Genomic DNA, 15628 nt, shown 5'->3' on the forward strand with positions numbered 1-15628 from the left:
GGGTTCGCACGGCACGCGCTCAGGCGGGCGGGCGCCGGCTGCGCCATGCGCGCACGCCCGCCCACAGTTGGCCGACGCCCCCGCCGAAAAACACGGCTCCCATCCCGCCGAGCATCAGCACGTCCCCCCAGATCGCGCCGAACGTATTCAGCCGCGCGGTCATCCTGGGTGCATCCGGTGCGTAACGCACCTCGACCGCCGCACCGTCCTGCTCGCTGACCGCGCCACCCTGCGGGTATTCGACATGCTCGCCCGCGAGCGTCGTGAACGCGATCTCCGGATGATGCGGGCCCGCGTTCAGCTTGACGACGCGGCCCGGCACGACGACCGACGTTCGCAGGAACTCGCGCGTCCACTGCGCGTACAGCGCGACACCGATCAGCATGCCGGCGCCCAGCACGGTGAAGACAACGCCTTTCGCGAACAGCGTCTCGATGCGCTGCGCGGCGGCGCGGGAGGATTCCGTCGGCATCCCGGCCGCCTACGGGCGGGATGGATGGAACGACACGCCGATCTTCGCGCGCGTGTTGCAGCGGCGCGGCACGCCTCGCGTCGTCGTGCCGACCGCGCCTGCGTACGGCCCGTTGTAGCCGTTGCCATTGGCTCGGTCCTGCACGAATGGCGCGCGCCCGATGCTCGCCGGACGGACACGCACCGGGATGCACGCCGTCGGGCCGTCTGCGCCCATGCGGATGCATGCGCCGCTCGTTCGGCGCGCAAGCGCAGCCGCCTGCGGCACGCAAGCGCCGCGCACGTGCGCCGCCCGCTGGATGTTCGTTTTCACTGGAAGGTGTCCCGTTCCCGATCGTCGTGGATGCCGGGCGCGCCGCGCATGTCGCGCGGGCACGCCGCCCTCGGCATCCGGCAGGATACGGATATCGCGGCACGCTGTAAATTGCGCTCGCGCTCGCGCTCGCCGCTACCCGCTACCCGCTACCCGCGACCGGCGACCGGCGGCGCGCACGCACGCACGCACGTCTTCAGCAGACTGACATGTGCGGCGTCGGCCTGCCGGCGTTCAGGCGGGTGCGGCGCGAACTCGAACGCGCCGCTCGGGAACGGCGGTGCGAACACGCGCAGCCGCGCGTCGTCGCGCCGGTCTTCACGGAGATGATCGTCGAGCCACGACACACGCCCGCGACCGGCAACGGGCAACGGGCAACGGGCAACGGTTGACACGCGACACGGCGGCCGGACGGCCCGCATCGCGGCGCCGAACCGGGGCCCCGCGGCGCCCGTACAGCGGCCCGATGCGGGTCAGCCCGCGAGCTTCTTCAGCGCGTCGAGCACCGCGTCGCCCTTGAACGGCTTCACGATCCAGCCCTTCACGCCGGCGGCCTTGCCGCGCTCCTTCATCGCCGGGCTGCTTTCGGTCGTCAGCATCACGACGTTGACCGTCGCGTTCGCCAGTTCGCCGCGGATCTTCTCGACCATCGTCAGGCCGTCCATGTTCGGCATGTTCACGTCGCTGATCACGAGGCGCACGCCGGGCGTCGCCTTGAGCTTCGCGAGCCCGTCCTTGCCGTCCACCGCCGTCGCGACGTCGAGCCCGTGATTGCGCAGGAAGCCCGCGACCTCGTCGCGCACCGTGCCGGAATCGTCGACCACCAGAATCTTTGCCATGCGTTGTTCCCCTTTCCTTGTTGCTGACTTCAAAACAGTTCGAGTTCGCCCGACTCGACCATCGGCCCCACGTCCCGTACCGATTCGCGGAAATCCTCCGGCGACCAGCTCAGGCTGAACACGAAGCGCTGGTCGAGACGGACGGAGCGCCCCGATGCCGGGTCAGTCATCCGGTACTGGAAGCAGAGCTGCGGACAGTCGCCGCCGAACGAAATGAACTTCTGCTTGTGATTGACGACGAGCGGCACCTGCACCGGATGGCGGGCCAGCGCCTCGGCGTCGCCGAGATAACGGTTCTTGAACGCGCCCCACACGAGGTTGGTCAGCTCGCCGAGCACGCTGTTCACGTCGCGGAAATCCGGCGCGCGGCAGGTATCGCGCGTGCCGCCGAGCATGTCGAGCAGCGGCTGCTCGCTGGTCTGCAGCAGCATGTAGCCGCGGCACCACGCGCTTTCGAGCGCGATCAGGCTGAACACTTCGCCGAAGATGATCTGGTCGCGCACGATGCACGGCGTCTCGTGCTCGACCGTCATGCCCGGGAACAGGCTGTCGAGGCGCGCCTCCGTGATCTCCGCGATGCCGCGCACGAGCGCGTTCGGGTAGTCGCGGCCGAACAGGTATTCGTCGATCGCACGCTTGAGCGGCGTCATGTCCTCCGCGACGTAGGCCGCGCACGCCACGCGCGCGAGCGCCTCCGGCAGCCCGTCGCGCGACGCGAGCGATTCGCGGCGCAGGATGATCGGCAGCTCGGGCCGCAGCGCATCGATCTGCGTCGCGACGATCGCACTCTCCGCCGGCGAGCCGCCGTAATCCTCGGCGAGCAGGATCGCGCCGAGATCGATGTTCGAGCGCAGCACCTGCAGCAGCCGGTTGCGCCGCACGGTCAGGCCGACCAGGTTGTGCTCGTCGCAGAAACGCTTGATCGCATCGGCGTGCTTGCGGCTGTCGTCGAGCACGAGCACCTTGCTGACGGGTTGGTCTTCGATCATCTCGCGGGTCCTCCGGGTCGGTCAGAACAGTTCCAGCTCGCCGCCGCTCTCCATCGTGGCCGTCTCCGGCACGTGGAAATCGACCGGCGCATTCGCGCACACGCACAACGTCGCGCCGACCCGCACGTCGCCGTCGAGCGTCACGTCGTAGGCGGCCACATGATCGGGCGCGAGTGCGGGCAGGTAGTCGATGCTCGCGCCGCTCAGCAGGAAAGGCGTCGACATCCCGAGATCGGGAAACGGCACGATGAGCGCCTGGTTGATCGCGCCGCAGCACAGGTTCGCGACTTCCATGAACGCCTCGGGCAATGGCCGCGCGTGGCTCGCGCCGGCCGTCGCGCCGGCGAAATGGCGGCGCGTCGGATCGTCGTCGCTGAAGCGCAGCGCGAGCAGCAGGCGGAAATGCAGCGCCGAGATCGTCAGCACCGCGACGTGCTCGGGCACCTTCGGTTTCGCGCGCGACTTCGACTGCGCGTGCGCATGATCGTGGCCGTCGTGCGCGGCGCCGGCGGACGGCCGGATGTCGCACGTGCCGCCGGACGCGAGCCGCGTGCGCGCCGCATCGAAGAAGATCCGCTCGAACCCGGCCTTCGCCTGCGCGCTGATCACGCCGCGCCCCCTTCGATCCGCGTGTGCAGCTGCCCGGCCAGCGTCTCGACGGTCGCGAGCGCGGCCGTGATCATCTTGCCGCCGGCCTGGATGTCCTGGAACGTCGCGGCCGTCACCAGATCGTTGCGGTTCAGGCTGTCGCGATAGCTGTTCGACAGCTGCTGCGAGCGCGCGGCCAGCCCGCGCACCTCGCTCGCGACGATCGAGAAGCCGCGCCCCGCCGTACCCGCGCGCGCGGCCTCGATCGACGCATTCAGCGACACGATCGACACGTGCGCGACGATCGCCGACAGCTCCAGGTTCTTCGCGCGCATGTCCTGGTTCTGCGTGGTCAGCGAAATCATCTGCTCATGCCAGCGCTCGAAAGTGCCGGCGAGCCCGCGCAGGCGCGCGGCTTCGTCGGCGATCTTCAACGCCTGCTGCGCGAGCGCCGCGCGGTCGGCCGACAGCGCCTGCAGCGCGTCGCGCTGCACGCCGGCCTCGGACGTCTCGCGCGCCAGCGCGTCCACGAGCTGCGCCTCGCGCTGCGCCCACGCATCGGCCGCCTCCGCATGCGCGGCGGCCGCCTGCTCGGCCCGCACGCCGGCCGCGTCGAGCGCGCCGCGCAACGCGTGCGCATCGTGCGTCAGCGCCGCGACGAGCCGCTTGCGCATCATGCGAAACACGATCGCCGCGACGCCCGCGACCGCTACACCGACCGCCAGCGCGGCAGCCCCTTCGATCATCCAACCCTGCACCATCACCGCATCACTCCGTCGCGTCGATATCCGCGCTGCGCGCACGCTCGTGCGCGGCGCCGTGCGCGACGCCGTCCGCCGCGAAGCGTGCCGGCAGCGACACGATCGTTTCGAACGCGCGATACGGCGCGCCGACGCGATCGTCGGTAAAGCGCAGCGCGATATCGCCGCCGTCGCGCTTCAGGAAGTTGCGCACCGCGTCCATGCCGACGCCGCGCCCCGACACTTCGGTGACGACGTTCGCGGTCGAGAAGCCCGGCCGGAAGATCAGCTCGGCCACCTCGTCGTCGGACAGCGCCGCATCCTGGCCGGCTTCGATCCAGCCGCGCTCGCGCGCGATGCCGCGAATCCGGTCGAGCGCGAGGCCGCGGCCGTCGTCGCCCAGCACGAACCACAGCTCGCCGCCGCCCACGCCGACCGCGATGTCGATCGTGCCGGACGCCGCCTTGCCGGCCGCGCGCCGCTCGTCGGACGACTCGATTCCGTGGTCGATCGAATTGCGCAGCAGGTGCATGAACACGTTCTTCAGCGTCGCGGCGATTTCGCTGCGCACGCGATGGCCGTGGCTGTCGATGTGCACGACGGGCGCCGGCTTGCCGAGTTCCGCCGCGAGCGACGGCAGCGACTCGATCACGCCGCCGAGCGCATCGCCGATACCCTGCGTGCCGAGCTGGCTCAGCATGCGGCGCACCGCGTCGCGCGCCGCGTGCCAGTCGGCCGCGTTCGCGGGATCGGCGCCGTCGAGCACGCGCAGGCTCTCGCTGATGTGCGCGCGTTCGACCATCAGGAAGTCCGCGCCGCCCGGCGCCGGCTCGCCGCTGCGGCCGAGCGTGACCGCGTTGATCGTCGCGTAGTGCTCGACCGCCTCGCGCACGCGGGCCAGGTCGTCCATCAGCGCGTCGCGGTTCCACTCGGGGCCGCCGTCCGCGCGGCGCAGCGAGTCGTACGCCTGCTCCGCTTCGTGGACGATGTTCGTCAGATGCTGGAGGCTGTACGTGCGCGCATTGCCCTTGATCGTGTGCATGTTGCGGAACAGCGCCGCGACGATCGAGTGATCGGCGCGCTCGTGCTGGCGGATCATCCGCTCGTTCTCGCTGAGGAAGCCCTTCGCGCTGTGCACGAAGTCGTGGAACTTGTCCTGGCTGATCGACAGGATCTCGCCGATCATCTCCAGGCGGCGCTGCTGCTCGCCGGCCTGCGCGGTCAGCTCGCGAATCTCGGTCACGTCGCGCACGCACAGCATCAGGCGGACAACCGTGTCGGTCTCGTCGGTGATCGCCGACCAGCTCAGGTCGAGCCACTTCTCGCGGCCGTCCGGCATGCGCTTCGCGACGTCGTTGACCAGCAGGTGCTCGTTGAACTCGAAGTTCATGCTGTCTTCGCCGAGGCAGGCGTGCACCGCCGCGTCGACCTGCGAGCGCGCGTCGGCGCCGATGTCCGAATCGTCGAACACGAGCGCCATCAGGTCGCGGCCGGCGATGTCGCCCGTCTCGAAGATGGTTTCGAGGTATGCGGAATACTCGGCATGCACGACGCCGCCGTCCACCACGGTCAGGATCCCCTGCTGCATGTTCTGCAGCATCGCCTGGATGTCGGCGGTCTTCTGCTTGAGCTGCGCCGAGTTCTCCTGGATCTTCTCGATCATCCCGTTGAACGCGACGATCGAATGGCCGATTTCATCCATCCGCCCGACCGGCACGCGCCGCGTGAAGTCCTGGCTCGTCGCGATCTCGCTCATCGCCGTCTGCATGCCGATCAGCGGGCGCGTGATCTGGCGATACAGCAGCAGGCCGAGCGCGGTCAGCAGCACGATCACCGTGCCGGCGACGCCCGCGATCGCGGTCGCCGTCGTTGCGAGCATCCCGTTCAGCGCGTTGATCGCGTCGTCCTTCTGGCGGTTCTTCTCGACGCGCAGCGTATCGACGATGCTTTCGAGCTCGTCGCGATACTGCGCGACGTTCGCGAACAGGTAGGCCTGCGCCATCTCGGCCTTGCCGTCCGCCTTCATCTTCACGGTGTCGTCGATCGCCGCGAAGTAGTTCGTCGCGCTTTCCTTCGCCTGCGTGACCAGCCCGACCTGCGCCTGGCCGACCGCCGATTTCGCCTGCACGTCGAGCGCGGCGCGCAGCGCGGCCTGCTTCGCCTTCAGCTCGTCGCGCGCCTGCGCGGCGGTATTCGCGTCGGGCGCGTAGACGAGCGTCATCGTCGCGATCTGGATGTTCTTCACATCGGCGACGAGATCCGCCGACGCGAGCGCGCTCGGCACGATTCCCTGGGTGACCTGGCGCACCTCGGACGCGCTCTTGCGCGTCTGGTACACGGCATAGATGCCGATCGCGGACAGCGCGAAGAACGTCAGGACGACTAGCAGCGTAATGCGATGACGGATGGTCATGAGTACAGCTCCCCGCAGCGATCCGGATTCGACCGCCGTTTGGCCGATTGAAAGAATGTGAGCGCCGAATTATCGGGGATGGTGTATGACTGTCCGATGACCGTTAATCAATCGATCACCGAATAAATTGAAATAACAAATTTCCCCGGAAAACCCTAAAGTTTTTACCGGATCGTCCGTTAACCTCGGGGCGTCTTGTCCAGAGCGGTTGCGGCACTGACGGGATCGACAGGCCAACGGATATTCATATTTTTATTTATATTTCGTTTATCCGGTTTTTTAAATACCCGTAAAACGTTTGCGCATTATCCCGCGAATCGATCCGTATTGGCGCCCCGCTGCGGAAAACCCCGATGCGACGCACGGGCCTGCGTTGTCGCTTACGGATCGAGCGCGCCGCCCGACCAGCCGGCCGACGGCCGCGAACCCGTGAGCTTCAGCGCGACGTCGCCCTGCGCGACGAGCCGCTCGCGATTGCGCGTGACGATGCGCCCGGCCTGCGGCGCAACGAGCACGTATTCGCTGGAGGGCACGCCCGGATGCGCGACGATCCGCGCGACGCGCTCGCCAGCCTCGACCGTCGCCCCGAGTTCGCGTTCGTAGACGAGCACGCCCGACACGGGCGCGAGCACCGTCTCCATGTGGGCGATCGGGACGGCCTCGCCGTGCCAGTCGCGCACGCCGGGCGACTCCGCGATCACGCCGCGGCCGCGCAGGAACGCGAGCATGCCGTCGGCATCGCACCCGGCGAGCGCGTCCGACACGTCCGACTGCCCGCGCAGTTCGACCGTCGCGACAAGCCGGCCGCGCAGCCCGCCGTCGCGCACCCAGTGCGCGGCGACGGCGCCTTCGAATGCGCCGTCGCCGTCCTCGTCCCACAGGATCGCGACGTCGGCGCCCAGCGCCGCCGCGAGGTCGCGGCCGGCCGGCCACAGGTCGCGATGCAGGTACAGGTACGGCAGCGCCTCGGAATCGGTATGCAGGTCGAGCACGATATCGGCGTTGCACGCGGCGGCAAGCAACGTGCGCTGCCACGCCGCGAACGTCGTCGCGGGCGAGCGCAGCGCGGCCGATTCGTGGAAATGCCGGTTGAAATTGCGGTGCGTCGTTTCATGGAAGCGGCCGAGCAGCCGCCCCTGCCGGAATTGCGCGAGCCCGAGCGGGTTGGCTTGCGGCACGACCGTCACGGTGCCGCGCAACACGCCGCGATCGTGCGCCGCCGCCAGTTGCGGCAACAGCCGGTGCAGCACGAGCATGCCCGCGATCTCGTCCGCGTGCACGCCGGCCTGCAGGTACACCCGCGGCCCGTCGCCGCCCGACAGCCGCCACGCACGGATCTTGAGCGGCTGCCCACCGTCGCCCGGCACCGGCCAGGTCAACGCCTCGATCATCGCCCCGTCTCCAGCGGAATCGACGCATGCGCTCCCGCATCGAGACCGGCGACGAACGACGCGATGCGCTCGCACGCCTCGGCCAGCTGCGCATCGTCGACGACGAAACCGAAGCGCACGAAGCCCGCCGCCGTATCGCCGAAAGCGCTGGCGTCGAGCAGCGCGACCTGCTTCGCGCGGAACAGCCCCCACGTGAACGCATGGGCGTCGAGCCCCGTGCCGCGCACGTCGACCATCATGAACATCCCCGCCTCCGGCAGCAGGCAGCGCAGGCCCGGCACGTCGCGCAGGCGGGCATGCGCAAGGTCGCGGCGGCGCCGGTAGAGTTCGCGCATGTCCGCGACGATCGCGGCCCGGTTGTCGAGCGCGGTGACGGCCGCCTGCTGGATGAAGCCCGGCAGCCCGTACAGCATGCACAGCGCGAGCCGCTCCGCATGCTCGATCAGTTCGGTCGGGCCGATCGCCCAGCCGACCCGCCAGCCCGGCATCGCATGCGATTTCGACAGACTGCCGATCGTCACCGTGCGCTCGGCCATCCCCGGCAGCGCCGCGATGCTGACCATCTCGCGCTCGAACGTCAGCGCCGCGTACACCTCGTCGGACACGACCCACAGGTCGTGCTCGCACGCGAGCCGCGCGATCCGTTCGAGGTCCGCACGCGGCGTCACGACGCCGGTGGGGTTGCACGGCGTCGCGAAGAAGATCGCCTTCGTGCGCGGCGTGACGGCCGCTTCGAGCGCGTCGCAATCGAGATGAAAGCCGCGCGACGCATCGACCGGCACCGGCACGAGCGTCGCGCCCGACGCGCGCACGGTCGCCTCGTACGTGAGGTACATCGGCTCCGGCACGATCACTTCGTCGCCCGCTTCGCACAGGCACAGCGCCATCGCGAACAGCGCGTTCTGCGCGCCGGCCGTCACGATCACGTGCTCCGCGCCAACCGCCTGCCCCGCTACGGCCGCATGCTCGCGGGCGATCGCCGTGCGCAGCTCGACGCGGCCGCGCACCGCGCTGTAGTGCGTGTCGCCTTCGCGCAGCGCGGCGACCGCGCGATCGACGATCACGTCGGGCGTCGCGAAATCGGGATCGCCGACGCTCAGGATGATCGCCGGCTCGCCGGCGGCCACCGCCTGCTGCGCCGCGTAGTGAATGTCCCAGGCGCGCGTGCGCTTGCCCTGCAGACGATCGACCAGCTTCGAATAGTTCATGCATCCTCCATCGCGCGGCGGCCGGCCGCCGCGCCGTCAGTGGGTTCTTCAGCGCGGCATGCGCACGGGCACGCGCCGCTCGAGCCGGCCGAACGCGCGCTCGATCGCGAACGCGAGCACGACGTAGATTAGCGCGATCGCCAGCAGCGGTTCATAGGTTCGCAGCGTCTGCGCGCGGATGTAGTTCGCGGCGCCGAGCACGTCCATCACCGCGACCGTCGACGCGAGCGCGGTCGATTTCAGCAGCATCACGGTCTCGCCGGCCAGCGTCGGCAGCAGGATCTGGATCGCACGCGGCAGCCACACGCGGCGCGCGATCATCGACGGGCGCATCCCCATCGCGCGCGCGGCCTCGATCTCGCCTTTCGGCACGCCGCGCAGGCCCGCGCGCAGCACCTCGCCGACATACGCGCCGACGCTGATCGCGAGCGCGAACGCGACGTACCAGAAGCCGTCGCGCAGGAACGGCCACAGCACGCTGTCGCGCAGCGCCGGCCAGCCCGCGAACAGCGAGCCGACGCCATAGTAGATCAGGTAGATCTGCACGAGCAGCGGCGTGCCGCGGATCACCTCGGTGAAGCCCCGGCTCGCGTGCGCGACGAACGGGTTGCGCGACAGCCGCGCGAATGCGACGACGATCGCGAGCCCGAAACCGAAGACGGCCGAGATGAGCAGCAGCTTGACGGTGGTCAGCACGCCGAGCAGCAGCAACGACCCGTAGGAGGACAGTACGCTCAGATCCATGACATTGGTCCGGTTCGATGGGAAGGTGCGCGGGCGCGCGCGGCGCGGCTCACGACGCGGGCATCCAGCGCCCGAAGCGGCGCTCGACCTCGCGGAACAGCTGCCCCGACAGCCAGGTGATCGCGAAATACACGGCGGCCACCATCAGGTAGTAGTGCATGTATTCGCGCGTCGAGCCGGCCGCCTGCTTCGCCGTGTAGAGCAGTTCGCTGTAGCCGACCACGCTGATCAGCGCGCTGTCCTTCACGAGGATCAGCCACAGGTTCGCGAAGCCCGCCAGCGCGTACGGCGCCATCGCCGGCAGCGTGACGCGCCGGAACACGAGCGACGGCCGCGCGCCGAACGCGCGGCCGGCCTCGATCTGCCCGTACGGGATCGCAAGGATCGCGCCGCGGATGATTTCCGCCGCGTACGCGCCCTGCACGATGCCGAGCACGATCACCGCGGCCGCGAACCCGTTGACCGTGACGGGCCCGGCGCCGACCGCGGTCATCAGCAGGTTGATCGCGTCGGTGCCCGCGTAATAGAGCAGCAGGATCAGCAGCAGTTCAGGCACCGCGCGGCATACGGTCGTGTAAGCCTGTGCGATCCGTTCCAGCGCGCGCACGCCGGACAGCTTCGCGGCCGCGCCCAGCAGCCCGAGCAGGATGCCGACGACGAACGCGCCGAGCGAAATCTCGAGCGTCACGCCCGCGCCCTGCAGCAATGCGACGCCCCAGCCGTCCGGGTCCATGCCCAGGTAGCTCACCCATCCCCAACCGTCCATCCCGCCTCCTCGTCCGTGCGTCCGCCGGTGTGCCCGAAGCCCGTATCAGCGCTCTCAGTGCGGCCAGAGATCGATCGGGAAATACTTCTTCGCGATCTGCGCATACTTGCCCGATGCATGCAGCTGTTCGAGCGCCTGGTCCATCTGCCGCTTCAGCGGCGCATCGGTCTTGCGCAGGCCCGCGCCGACGCCGTTGCCGAAGATCGCCGGATCCATCTTCACGCTGCCGGGGCCCTTCAGCTCGAACGCCGCGCCGTCCTTCGACTTCAGGAAATCGAGAATGCCGAGCTGGTCGAGATACGTCGCGTCGATCCGGCCCGCGACGAGGTCGGCATTGCAGTCGTCCTGCGTGTTGTACAGGCGCACCGTCGCGCTCTTGCCGTAGGCCGCCTTGATGAACTCGGCGTTCGCGGTGGAACCCTGCACGCCGATCACCTTCCCCTTCAGGCCGTCGGGCGTCAGCGTGAGCTTCGCGTTCTTCGCGGCGACGAAGGTGGCCGGCGTCTCGTAGTACGGCCGCGAGAACGCGATCACCTTCTCGCGCTCCGGCGTGATCGACATCGAGTTGAAGATCACGTCGATCTTGTCGCCGAGCAACGCCGGGATGATGCCGTCCCACGACACCTCCTTGATCTCGCACCGGGCCTTCATCTGGTCGCACAGCGCCCGGATCAGGTCGGCCTCGAAGCCGCTCCACTGCCCCGTCGGGCTTTTCATCAGGAACGGCGGATACGGCTCGGCGGCAACACCGAAGCGCAGCACGCCCGACGACGCATGCGCGGACCCCAGCGGCGCGAGCGCCGCGGCGACGAGACTGAACAGGCACAGCAGACTGCGAACGACGCGTTTCATGGTCGGACTCCTTGCAGGGAAAGACGGGGATCGGCACGGCCCGCGCGCTCGCGGGCCGCGCCCGCGATTCAGTGGTGTTGCCGGTGTGCGTTGACGAACTGGCGGCAGCGTTCGCTTTGCGGCGCATCGAAGATCTCGGCCGGCGTGCCGCTCTCCTCGACGCGCCCCTGGTGCAGGAACAGCACCTTGTTCGACACGTCGCGCGCGAAGGCCATCTCGTGCGTGACGAGAATCATCGTACGGCCCTCGCAGGCGAGATCGCGAATCACCTTCAGCACTTCGCCGACACGCTCGGGATCGAGCGCGGAAGTCGGCTCGTCGAACAGCATGACCTTCGGCCGCATCGCCAGCGCCCGCGCGATCGCGACCCGCTGCTGCTGGCCGCCGGACAGGAAGGCCGGATAGACGTTGCGCTTGTCGGCGAGGCCGACGCGCTCGAGCAGTTGCTCGGCGCGCGCGACCGCCTCGGCGCGCGGCTCGCGCAGCACATGCACGGGCATCTCGATCACGTTCTCGAGCACCGTGCGATGCGCCCACAGGTTGAAGCCCTGGAACACCATGCCGAGCCGCGTGCGGATCCGCTCGACCTGGCGCGGATCGGTCGGGACGGTGCGCCCCTTGCGGTCCACGCTCAGCCCGATCTCCTCGCCGTCGACGACGATACGCCCCCGGCTCGGCGTCTCCAGCAGGTTGATGCAGCGAAGCAGCGTGCTCTTGCCCGATCCGCTCGCGCCGATCAGCGAGATCACCTCGCCTTCGCACGCACTCAGCGATACCCCCTTCAACACTTCCAGCTCGCCGAACCGCTTGTGCAGGTCCAGCACCCGCACCCGCTCCTCGACCGCCGATTTCACGCTCTCCACCCGCGCCAACATGCTGTCTCCCGTGTCGAATCCTCATGCCCGCCCCGTGCAGGAACGCGGCACCTTGTTGAATGGCCGACCAACCTCATGCGGGATCGACTATAGGCTATGTTGAACGATGGTTCAACAGTTTCAATAAAAACCGGCCCGAGGGTTTTCGCGGGTGTCGCGGCAAGATCGACGGTGCAATTGAACAAGCGTCCGGCACTCCCCTATAATCGGTGCCCTGACGATTCCGTAAGGTCATCACGTGAAAAAGACTCCTGGCACCGCACCGGTTCAGACACGCAGCCGCGGCATCCGAGAAACGCCCGCGGTGCGCCAGCAATCGATCATCGACGCGACGATGCGCTGCATCGCGCGCTACAGCTATTCCGAGACCACCATCGACCGCATCTGCGAGGAAGCGAAGGTGTCGCGCGGGCTGATCAATCATCACTTCCAGTCGAAAGACGAGCTGATGGCGCAGACTTACAAGCGGCTCGCGACCGACCTGCTCGACGTATCGCGGGCCGCGGCCGCGAACGCGACGGGCCCCGAGGAAAAGCTCGACGCGATCATCAAGGTCTGTTTCGCCGCGCCGGTGTTCGCCCCGAAGAACGTGAAGGTCTGGCTCGGCTTCTGGAGCGTCGCGCACAGCGACCCGGTGATCCGCAAGGCGCACAAGGAGCTGTACAGCGGCTACCGGCAAGCGCTGAAGAAGCTGTTCGACCAGATCGCGGAAGTGCGCGGCGGCACCGTCGACAGCGATCTCGCCGCATTGACGCTGACGGCCGTGATCGACGGCTTCTGGCTGGAGCTGGCGCGCGATCCCACGTCGTTCACCGCGGAAGACGCGCTGGCGGGCTGCCTGCGGGTCGTCGGCACGTTCCTGCCGCCGCCGAAGGCGGCCCGCAAGCGCGCGTAACACCTGCCTGCGCCGCCGCCGCGCGGGCGACGGCGGCCGCGACGGCCTCGCGATGCGAGGCCGTCTGCGTTTTCAGTCGGCGCGAATCTCGATCAGGTACGGCGCATCGTGCGCCGCCGCTTCGTTCAGCGCCGAGGCCAGCGAGTCGCCTTCGTCGACGCGCTGCGCGCCCCATCCGTAGGCCCGCGCGATCGCGACGAAATCCGGCGTGTACAGGTCCACGCCGACCGGCTCGACGCCGCCGTCGACCATCGCGCGCTTGATCTCCCCATAGCCGCCGTTGTTCAGCAGCACGACGATCACGCGTGCGCGATGCTGCACCGCGGTGCCGAGTTCCGCGAGCGTGTACTGGAACCCGCCGTCGCCGGCCAGGCAGACGACAGGCCGCGACGCGTCGCCGAGGCTTGCGCCCACGGCGGCCGGCAGCCCGTAGCCGAGCGAGCCGAATCCCACCGAGGCGTTGAACCAGCTGCGCGGGCGCGGCGCGGCGAACCCGACGTTGCCCGCGTAGACGAGGCGCGTCGAATCGCCGACGATCGCCGCATTGGGCAGCGCGTCGCGCACGCTGTCGAGCAGCGCGAGATCGCGCCGCATCTCGTCGTTCAGTTCCTGCCGCGCCGCCGCGCGGCACCGCGCCGCGCGCTCGACGCCGGCGCCGGGCGCGCGCGCATCGGCCGGCCAGATGCGCCGGAGCGCGCGCACGGTTTCGCCGACGTCGCCGAGCAGCGGCAGCGCGGGCACCGCGTTGCGGCACAGCTGCTGCGGGTCGACATCGATCCGCACGAGCGGCGCGGGCATCGCGAAGCTGCGCGTCGCGTAGAGGTCGTAGTCGGTCGGGCCCAGCTCGGTGCCGAGCGCGACAATCAGGTCGCTGGCGCGCATCAGCGCGCGCACCGCGTCGCTCGACGCCGACCACGCGACGCCGAGCGGATGCGCGGGCGGCAGCACGCCGCGCCCGTTGATCGTCATCACGACCGGCGCGTCGAGCGTTTCCGCGAGCCAGCGCACCTCGTCGACCGCGTCGAGCGCACCGCCGCCCGCGAGGATCAGCGGCGCACGCGCGGCGCACGCCATCGCGCGGAAGGCATCGACGCCGTCGGCGCGCGCCGGGCCGGGGGCGATGCGCGGCGGCGCGGCCGGCACGCGCGGCAGCGCATCGGCCGGCGCCGCGAGCACGTCGAGCGGAATCTGGAGGTGCACGGGCCGCGGGCGGCCGCCGGAAAACACGGCGAAGGCGCGTGCGATCGCCTGCGGCAACGCAGCGGCGCACGGCACCGTGTAGCTGAACGCGGCGACGTTCTCCGCGAACGCGTGCTGGTCCGGCAATTCGTGCAGATGGCCGTTGCCCGAGCCGATGTCGCCGGACGCATTCACGCTCGAGATCACCAGCATCGGAATCGAATCCGCATACGCCTGCGCCATCGACGTCGCGATGTTCGTCATGCCGGGCCCGGTGATCACGAAACACACGCCGGGCTTGCCGGTCGCGCGCGCATAGCCGTCCGCCATGAAACCGAGGCCCTGCTCGTGGCGCGCGCTCACGTGGCGCAGCGCGCTGCCGGCCAGCCCGCGATACAGCTCGATGGTATGGACGCCGGGTATGCCGAACACCGTGTCGACGCCGTGCGCCGCGAGCAGGTCGACGAGATACATGCCTACTGTTTTCATGAGGTTTCCGTTCTTCAGGACAGGTTTCAGGATCGTTCGCCGGCCGACGGCGTCAGTGCGCGAGCCCCGGCAGCAGCTCGCGAACGCCTTGCGCGAGCATCTGGAACGCGATCGCGGTCAGCACGATGCCGGACAGCCGCTCGACCAGCGTGCGGCCGATCTCGCCGAGCCGGCGGCACCACGACGCCGAACACGCATACGTGAGCCCGATCACGCCCGCGTGCAGCACGCAGGTCGCACTCAGCGCCAGCAGGTCGGCTGGCGAATGGAAGCGCGTCGCGGTCGTGATCACGAGCGACATCACCGCGCTGCCGATCGACAGCGGGAAAATCAGCGGCACCGCGATGTAGTTGCGCCATTGCGCATACTCGAGCCGCGTGTCGCCGCTGCTGCGCTCGTCGTTCGCGATGCCGCGCATCATCGGGATCGACCACAGGCAAAGCACGACGCCGCCGGTCAACGTCAACGCGCCGAGCGTCAGGCCGAGCACGCGCAGCAGGAACTGCCCGCCCCACACCGCGCCGACCATCAGCGTCGCGATCCACGCGAACAGCCGGAACGCGATCTGCCGCTGGGTCGCGTCCGGAAAGTGCCCGGTGACCGCCGCGTACATCGGGATCGCGACGGGCGGACAGAACAGTGTCAGCAGGCCCGTCAGGAACAGCAACACGTCGCTCGACGTCAGGGTCATGGTTCACGCCCGGATGCGGTCGGTTGAATGGGCGGCGCGAGGGCGTCGCGGCCGGGGACGCCGTCAGCCGAGTTCGGCGTGGAGTTCGGGGACCGTCGCGAACAGGTCGCCGACGAGGCCGTAGTCGGCCACGCCGAAGATCGGCGCTTCCGGATCCTTGTTGATCGCGACGATCACCTTCGAAT

The 15628-nt window shown here is 69.2% G+C and carries 17 protein-coding genes and 1 pseudogene; 1 reads left to right on the plus strand and 17 read right to left on the minus strand.

The features are described from left to right. Window positions 1-19: 19 nt before the first annotated feature. The 14 genes from GQ57_RS01330 to GQ57_RS01395 form a co-directional block, all read right to left on the minus strand. On the minus strand, window positions 20-472 hold the full coding sequence (locus GQ57_RS01330) for a DUF3592 domain-containing protein (protein WP_034196826.1): 453 nt from the start codon (window positions 470-472) through the stop codon (window positions 20-22). Between the two features lie 9 nt (window positions 473-481). Further along, on the minus strand, window positions 482-784 hold the full coding sequence (locus GQ57_RS01335; RefSeq protein WP_034196827.1) for a hypothetical protein: 303 nt from the start codon (window positions 782-784) through the stop codon (window positions 482-484). A 149-nt stretch (window positions 785-933) separates the two neighbouring features. Further along, on the minus strand, window positions 934-1179 hold the full coding sequence (locus GQ57_RS01340) for a hypothetical protein (protein WP_152603160.1): 246 nt from the start codon (window positions 1177-1179) through the stop codon (window positions 934-936). A gap of 78 nt (window positions 1180-1257) precedes the next feature. After that, entirely contained in the window at window positions 1258-1623 is a 366-nt protein-coding gene (locus GQ57_RS01345) for a response regulator (RefSeq protein WP_031401467.1), read from the minus strand. A gap of 29 nt (window positions 1624-1652) precedes the next feature. Then, window positions 1653-2612 (minus strand): chemotaxis protein CheX, encoded by a 960-nt coding sequence (locus GQ57_RS01350; RefSeq protein WP_031401468.1) that lies wholly within the window; start codon window positions 2610-2612, stop codon window positions 1653-1655. A 21-nt stretch (window positions 2613-2633) separates the two neighbouring features. Continuing rightward, window positions 2634-3221 carry a hypothetical protein gene (locus GQ57_RS01355; RefSeq protein WP_034196829.1) on the minus strand — a complete coding sequence of 196 codons (588 nt, stop codon included), beginning with the start codon at window positions 3219-3221 and terminating at the stop codon, window positions 2634-2636. Next, window positions 3218-3961: a methyl-accepting chemotaxis protein gene (locus tag GQ57_RS01360; protein ID WP_034196830.1), complete on the minus strand. Its 744-nt coding sequence runs from the start codon at window positions 3959-3961 to the stop codon at window positions 3218-3220. The genes GQ57_RS01355 and GQ57_RS01360 overlap by 4 nt, the downstream gene beginning before the upstream one ends. 7 nt (window positions 3962-3968) lie before the next feature. Then, window positions 3969-6353: an MCP four helix bundle domain-containing protein gene (locus tag GQ57_RS01365; protein ID WP_034196831.1), complete on the minus strand. Its 2385-nt coding sequence runs from the start codon at window positions 6351-6353 to the stop codon at window positions 3969-3971. Between the two features lie 380 nt (window positions 6354-6733). Beyond that, the gene (locus GQ57_RS01370) at window positions 6734-7744 is read right to left on the minus strand and encodes a succinylglutamate desuccinylase/aspartoacylase domain-containing protein (RefSeq protein WP_034196832.1); all 1011 of its coding nucleotides are present in this window, start codon (window positions 7742-7744) and stop codon (window positions 6734-6736) included. Further along, a complete protein-coding gene (locus GQ57_RS01375; RefSeq protein ID WP_031401473.1) occupies window positions 7741-8952 on the minus strand; it encodes a pyridoxal phosphate-dependent aminotransferase in 1212 nt (403 codons plus the stop codon). The genes GQ57_RS01370 and GQ57_RS01375 overlap by 4 nt, the downstream gene beginning before the upstream one ends. Window positions 8953-9000: 48 nt before the next feature. Further along, window positions 9001-9696 carry an ABC transporter permease gene (locus tag GQ57_RS01380; protein WP_031401474.1) on the minus strand — a complete coding sequence of 232 codons (696 nt, stop codon included), beginning with the start codon at window positions 9694-9696 and terminating at the stop codon, window positions 9001-9003. Window positions 9697-9745: 49 nt separating this feature from the next. Then, window positions 9746-10462 carry an ABC transporter permease gene (locus GQ57_RS01385; protein WP_031401475.1) on the minus strand — a complete coding sequence of 239 codons (717 nt, stop codon included), beginning with the start codon at window positions 10460-10462 and terminating at the stop codon, window positions 9746-9748. Between the two features lie 54 nt (window positions 10463-10516). Further along, the gene (locus tag GQ57_RS01390; protein WP_034196833.1) at window positions 10517-11314 is read right to left on the minus strand and encodes a transporter substrate-binding domain-containing protein; all 798 of its coding nucleotides are present in this window, start codon (window positions 11312-11314) and stop codon (window positions 10517-10519) included. 68 nt (window positions 11315-11382) lie between these two features. Continuing rightward, entirely contained in the window at window positions 11383-12189 is an 807-nt protein-coding gene (locus GQ57_RS01395; protein WP_034196834.1) for an ABC transporter ATP-binding protein, read from the minus strand. A gap of 238 nt (window positions 12190-12427) precedes the next feature. Here GQ57_RS01395 and GQ57_RS01400 point away from each other — a divergent pair, with 238 nt between their 5' ends. After that, window positions 12428-13084, plus strand: coding sequence for a TetR family transcriptional regulator C-terminal domain-containing protein (locus GQ57_RS01400; RefSeq protein WP_235214998.1), 657 nt, complete (start codon window positions 12428-12430; stop codon window positions 13082-13084). Window positions 13085-13156: 72 nt separating this feature from the next. On the opposite strand, the gene GQ57_RS01405 is transcribed toward GQ57_RS01400, so the two are convergent. The 3 genes and pseudogenes from GQ57_RS01405 to GQ57_RS41250 all read right to left on the minus strand — a co-directional run. Next, window positions 13157-14752 (minus strand): 5-guanidino-2-oxopentanoate decarboxylase, encoded by a 1596-nt coding sequence (locus GQ57_RS01405; protein WP_034196835.1) that lies wholly within the window; start codon window positions 14750-14752, stop codon window positions 13157-13159. 52 nt (window positions 14753-14804) lie between these two features. Beyond that, window positions 14805-15443 (minus strand): MarC family protein, encoded by a 639-nt coding sequence (locus GQ57_RS01410; protein ID WP_034196836.1) that lies wholly within the window; start codon window positions 15441-15443, stop codon window positions 14805-14807. 63 nt (window positions 15444-15506) lie between these two features. Then, window positions 15507-15628, minus strand: a pseudogene (locus GQ57_RS41250) (electron transfer flavoprotein subunit alpha/FixB family protein); the annotation flags it as partial.

It is taken from the genome of Burkholderia sp. MSh2 (assembly GCF_000731655.1).
Taxonomy (GTDB): domain Bacteria; phylum Pseudomonadota; class Gammaproteobacteria; order Burkholderiales; family Burkholderiaceae; genus Burkholderia; species Burkholderia paludis.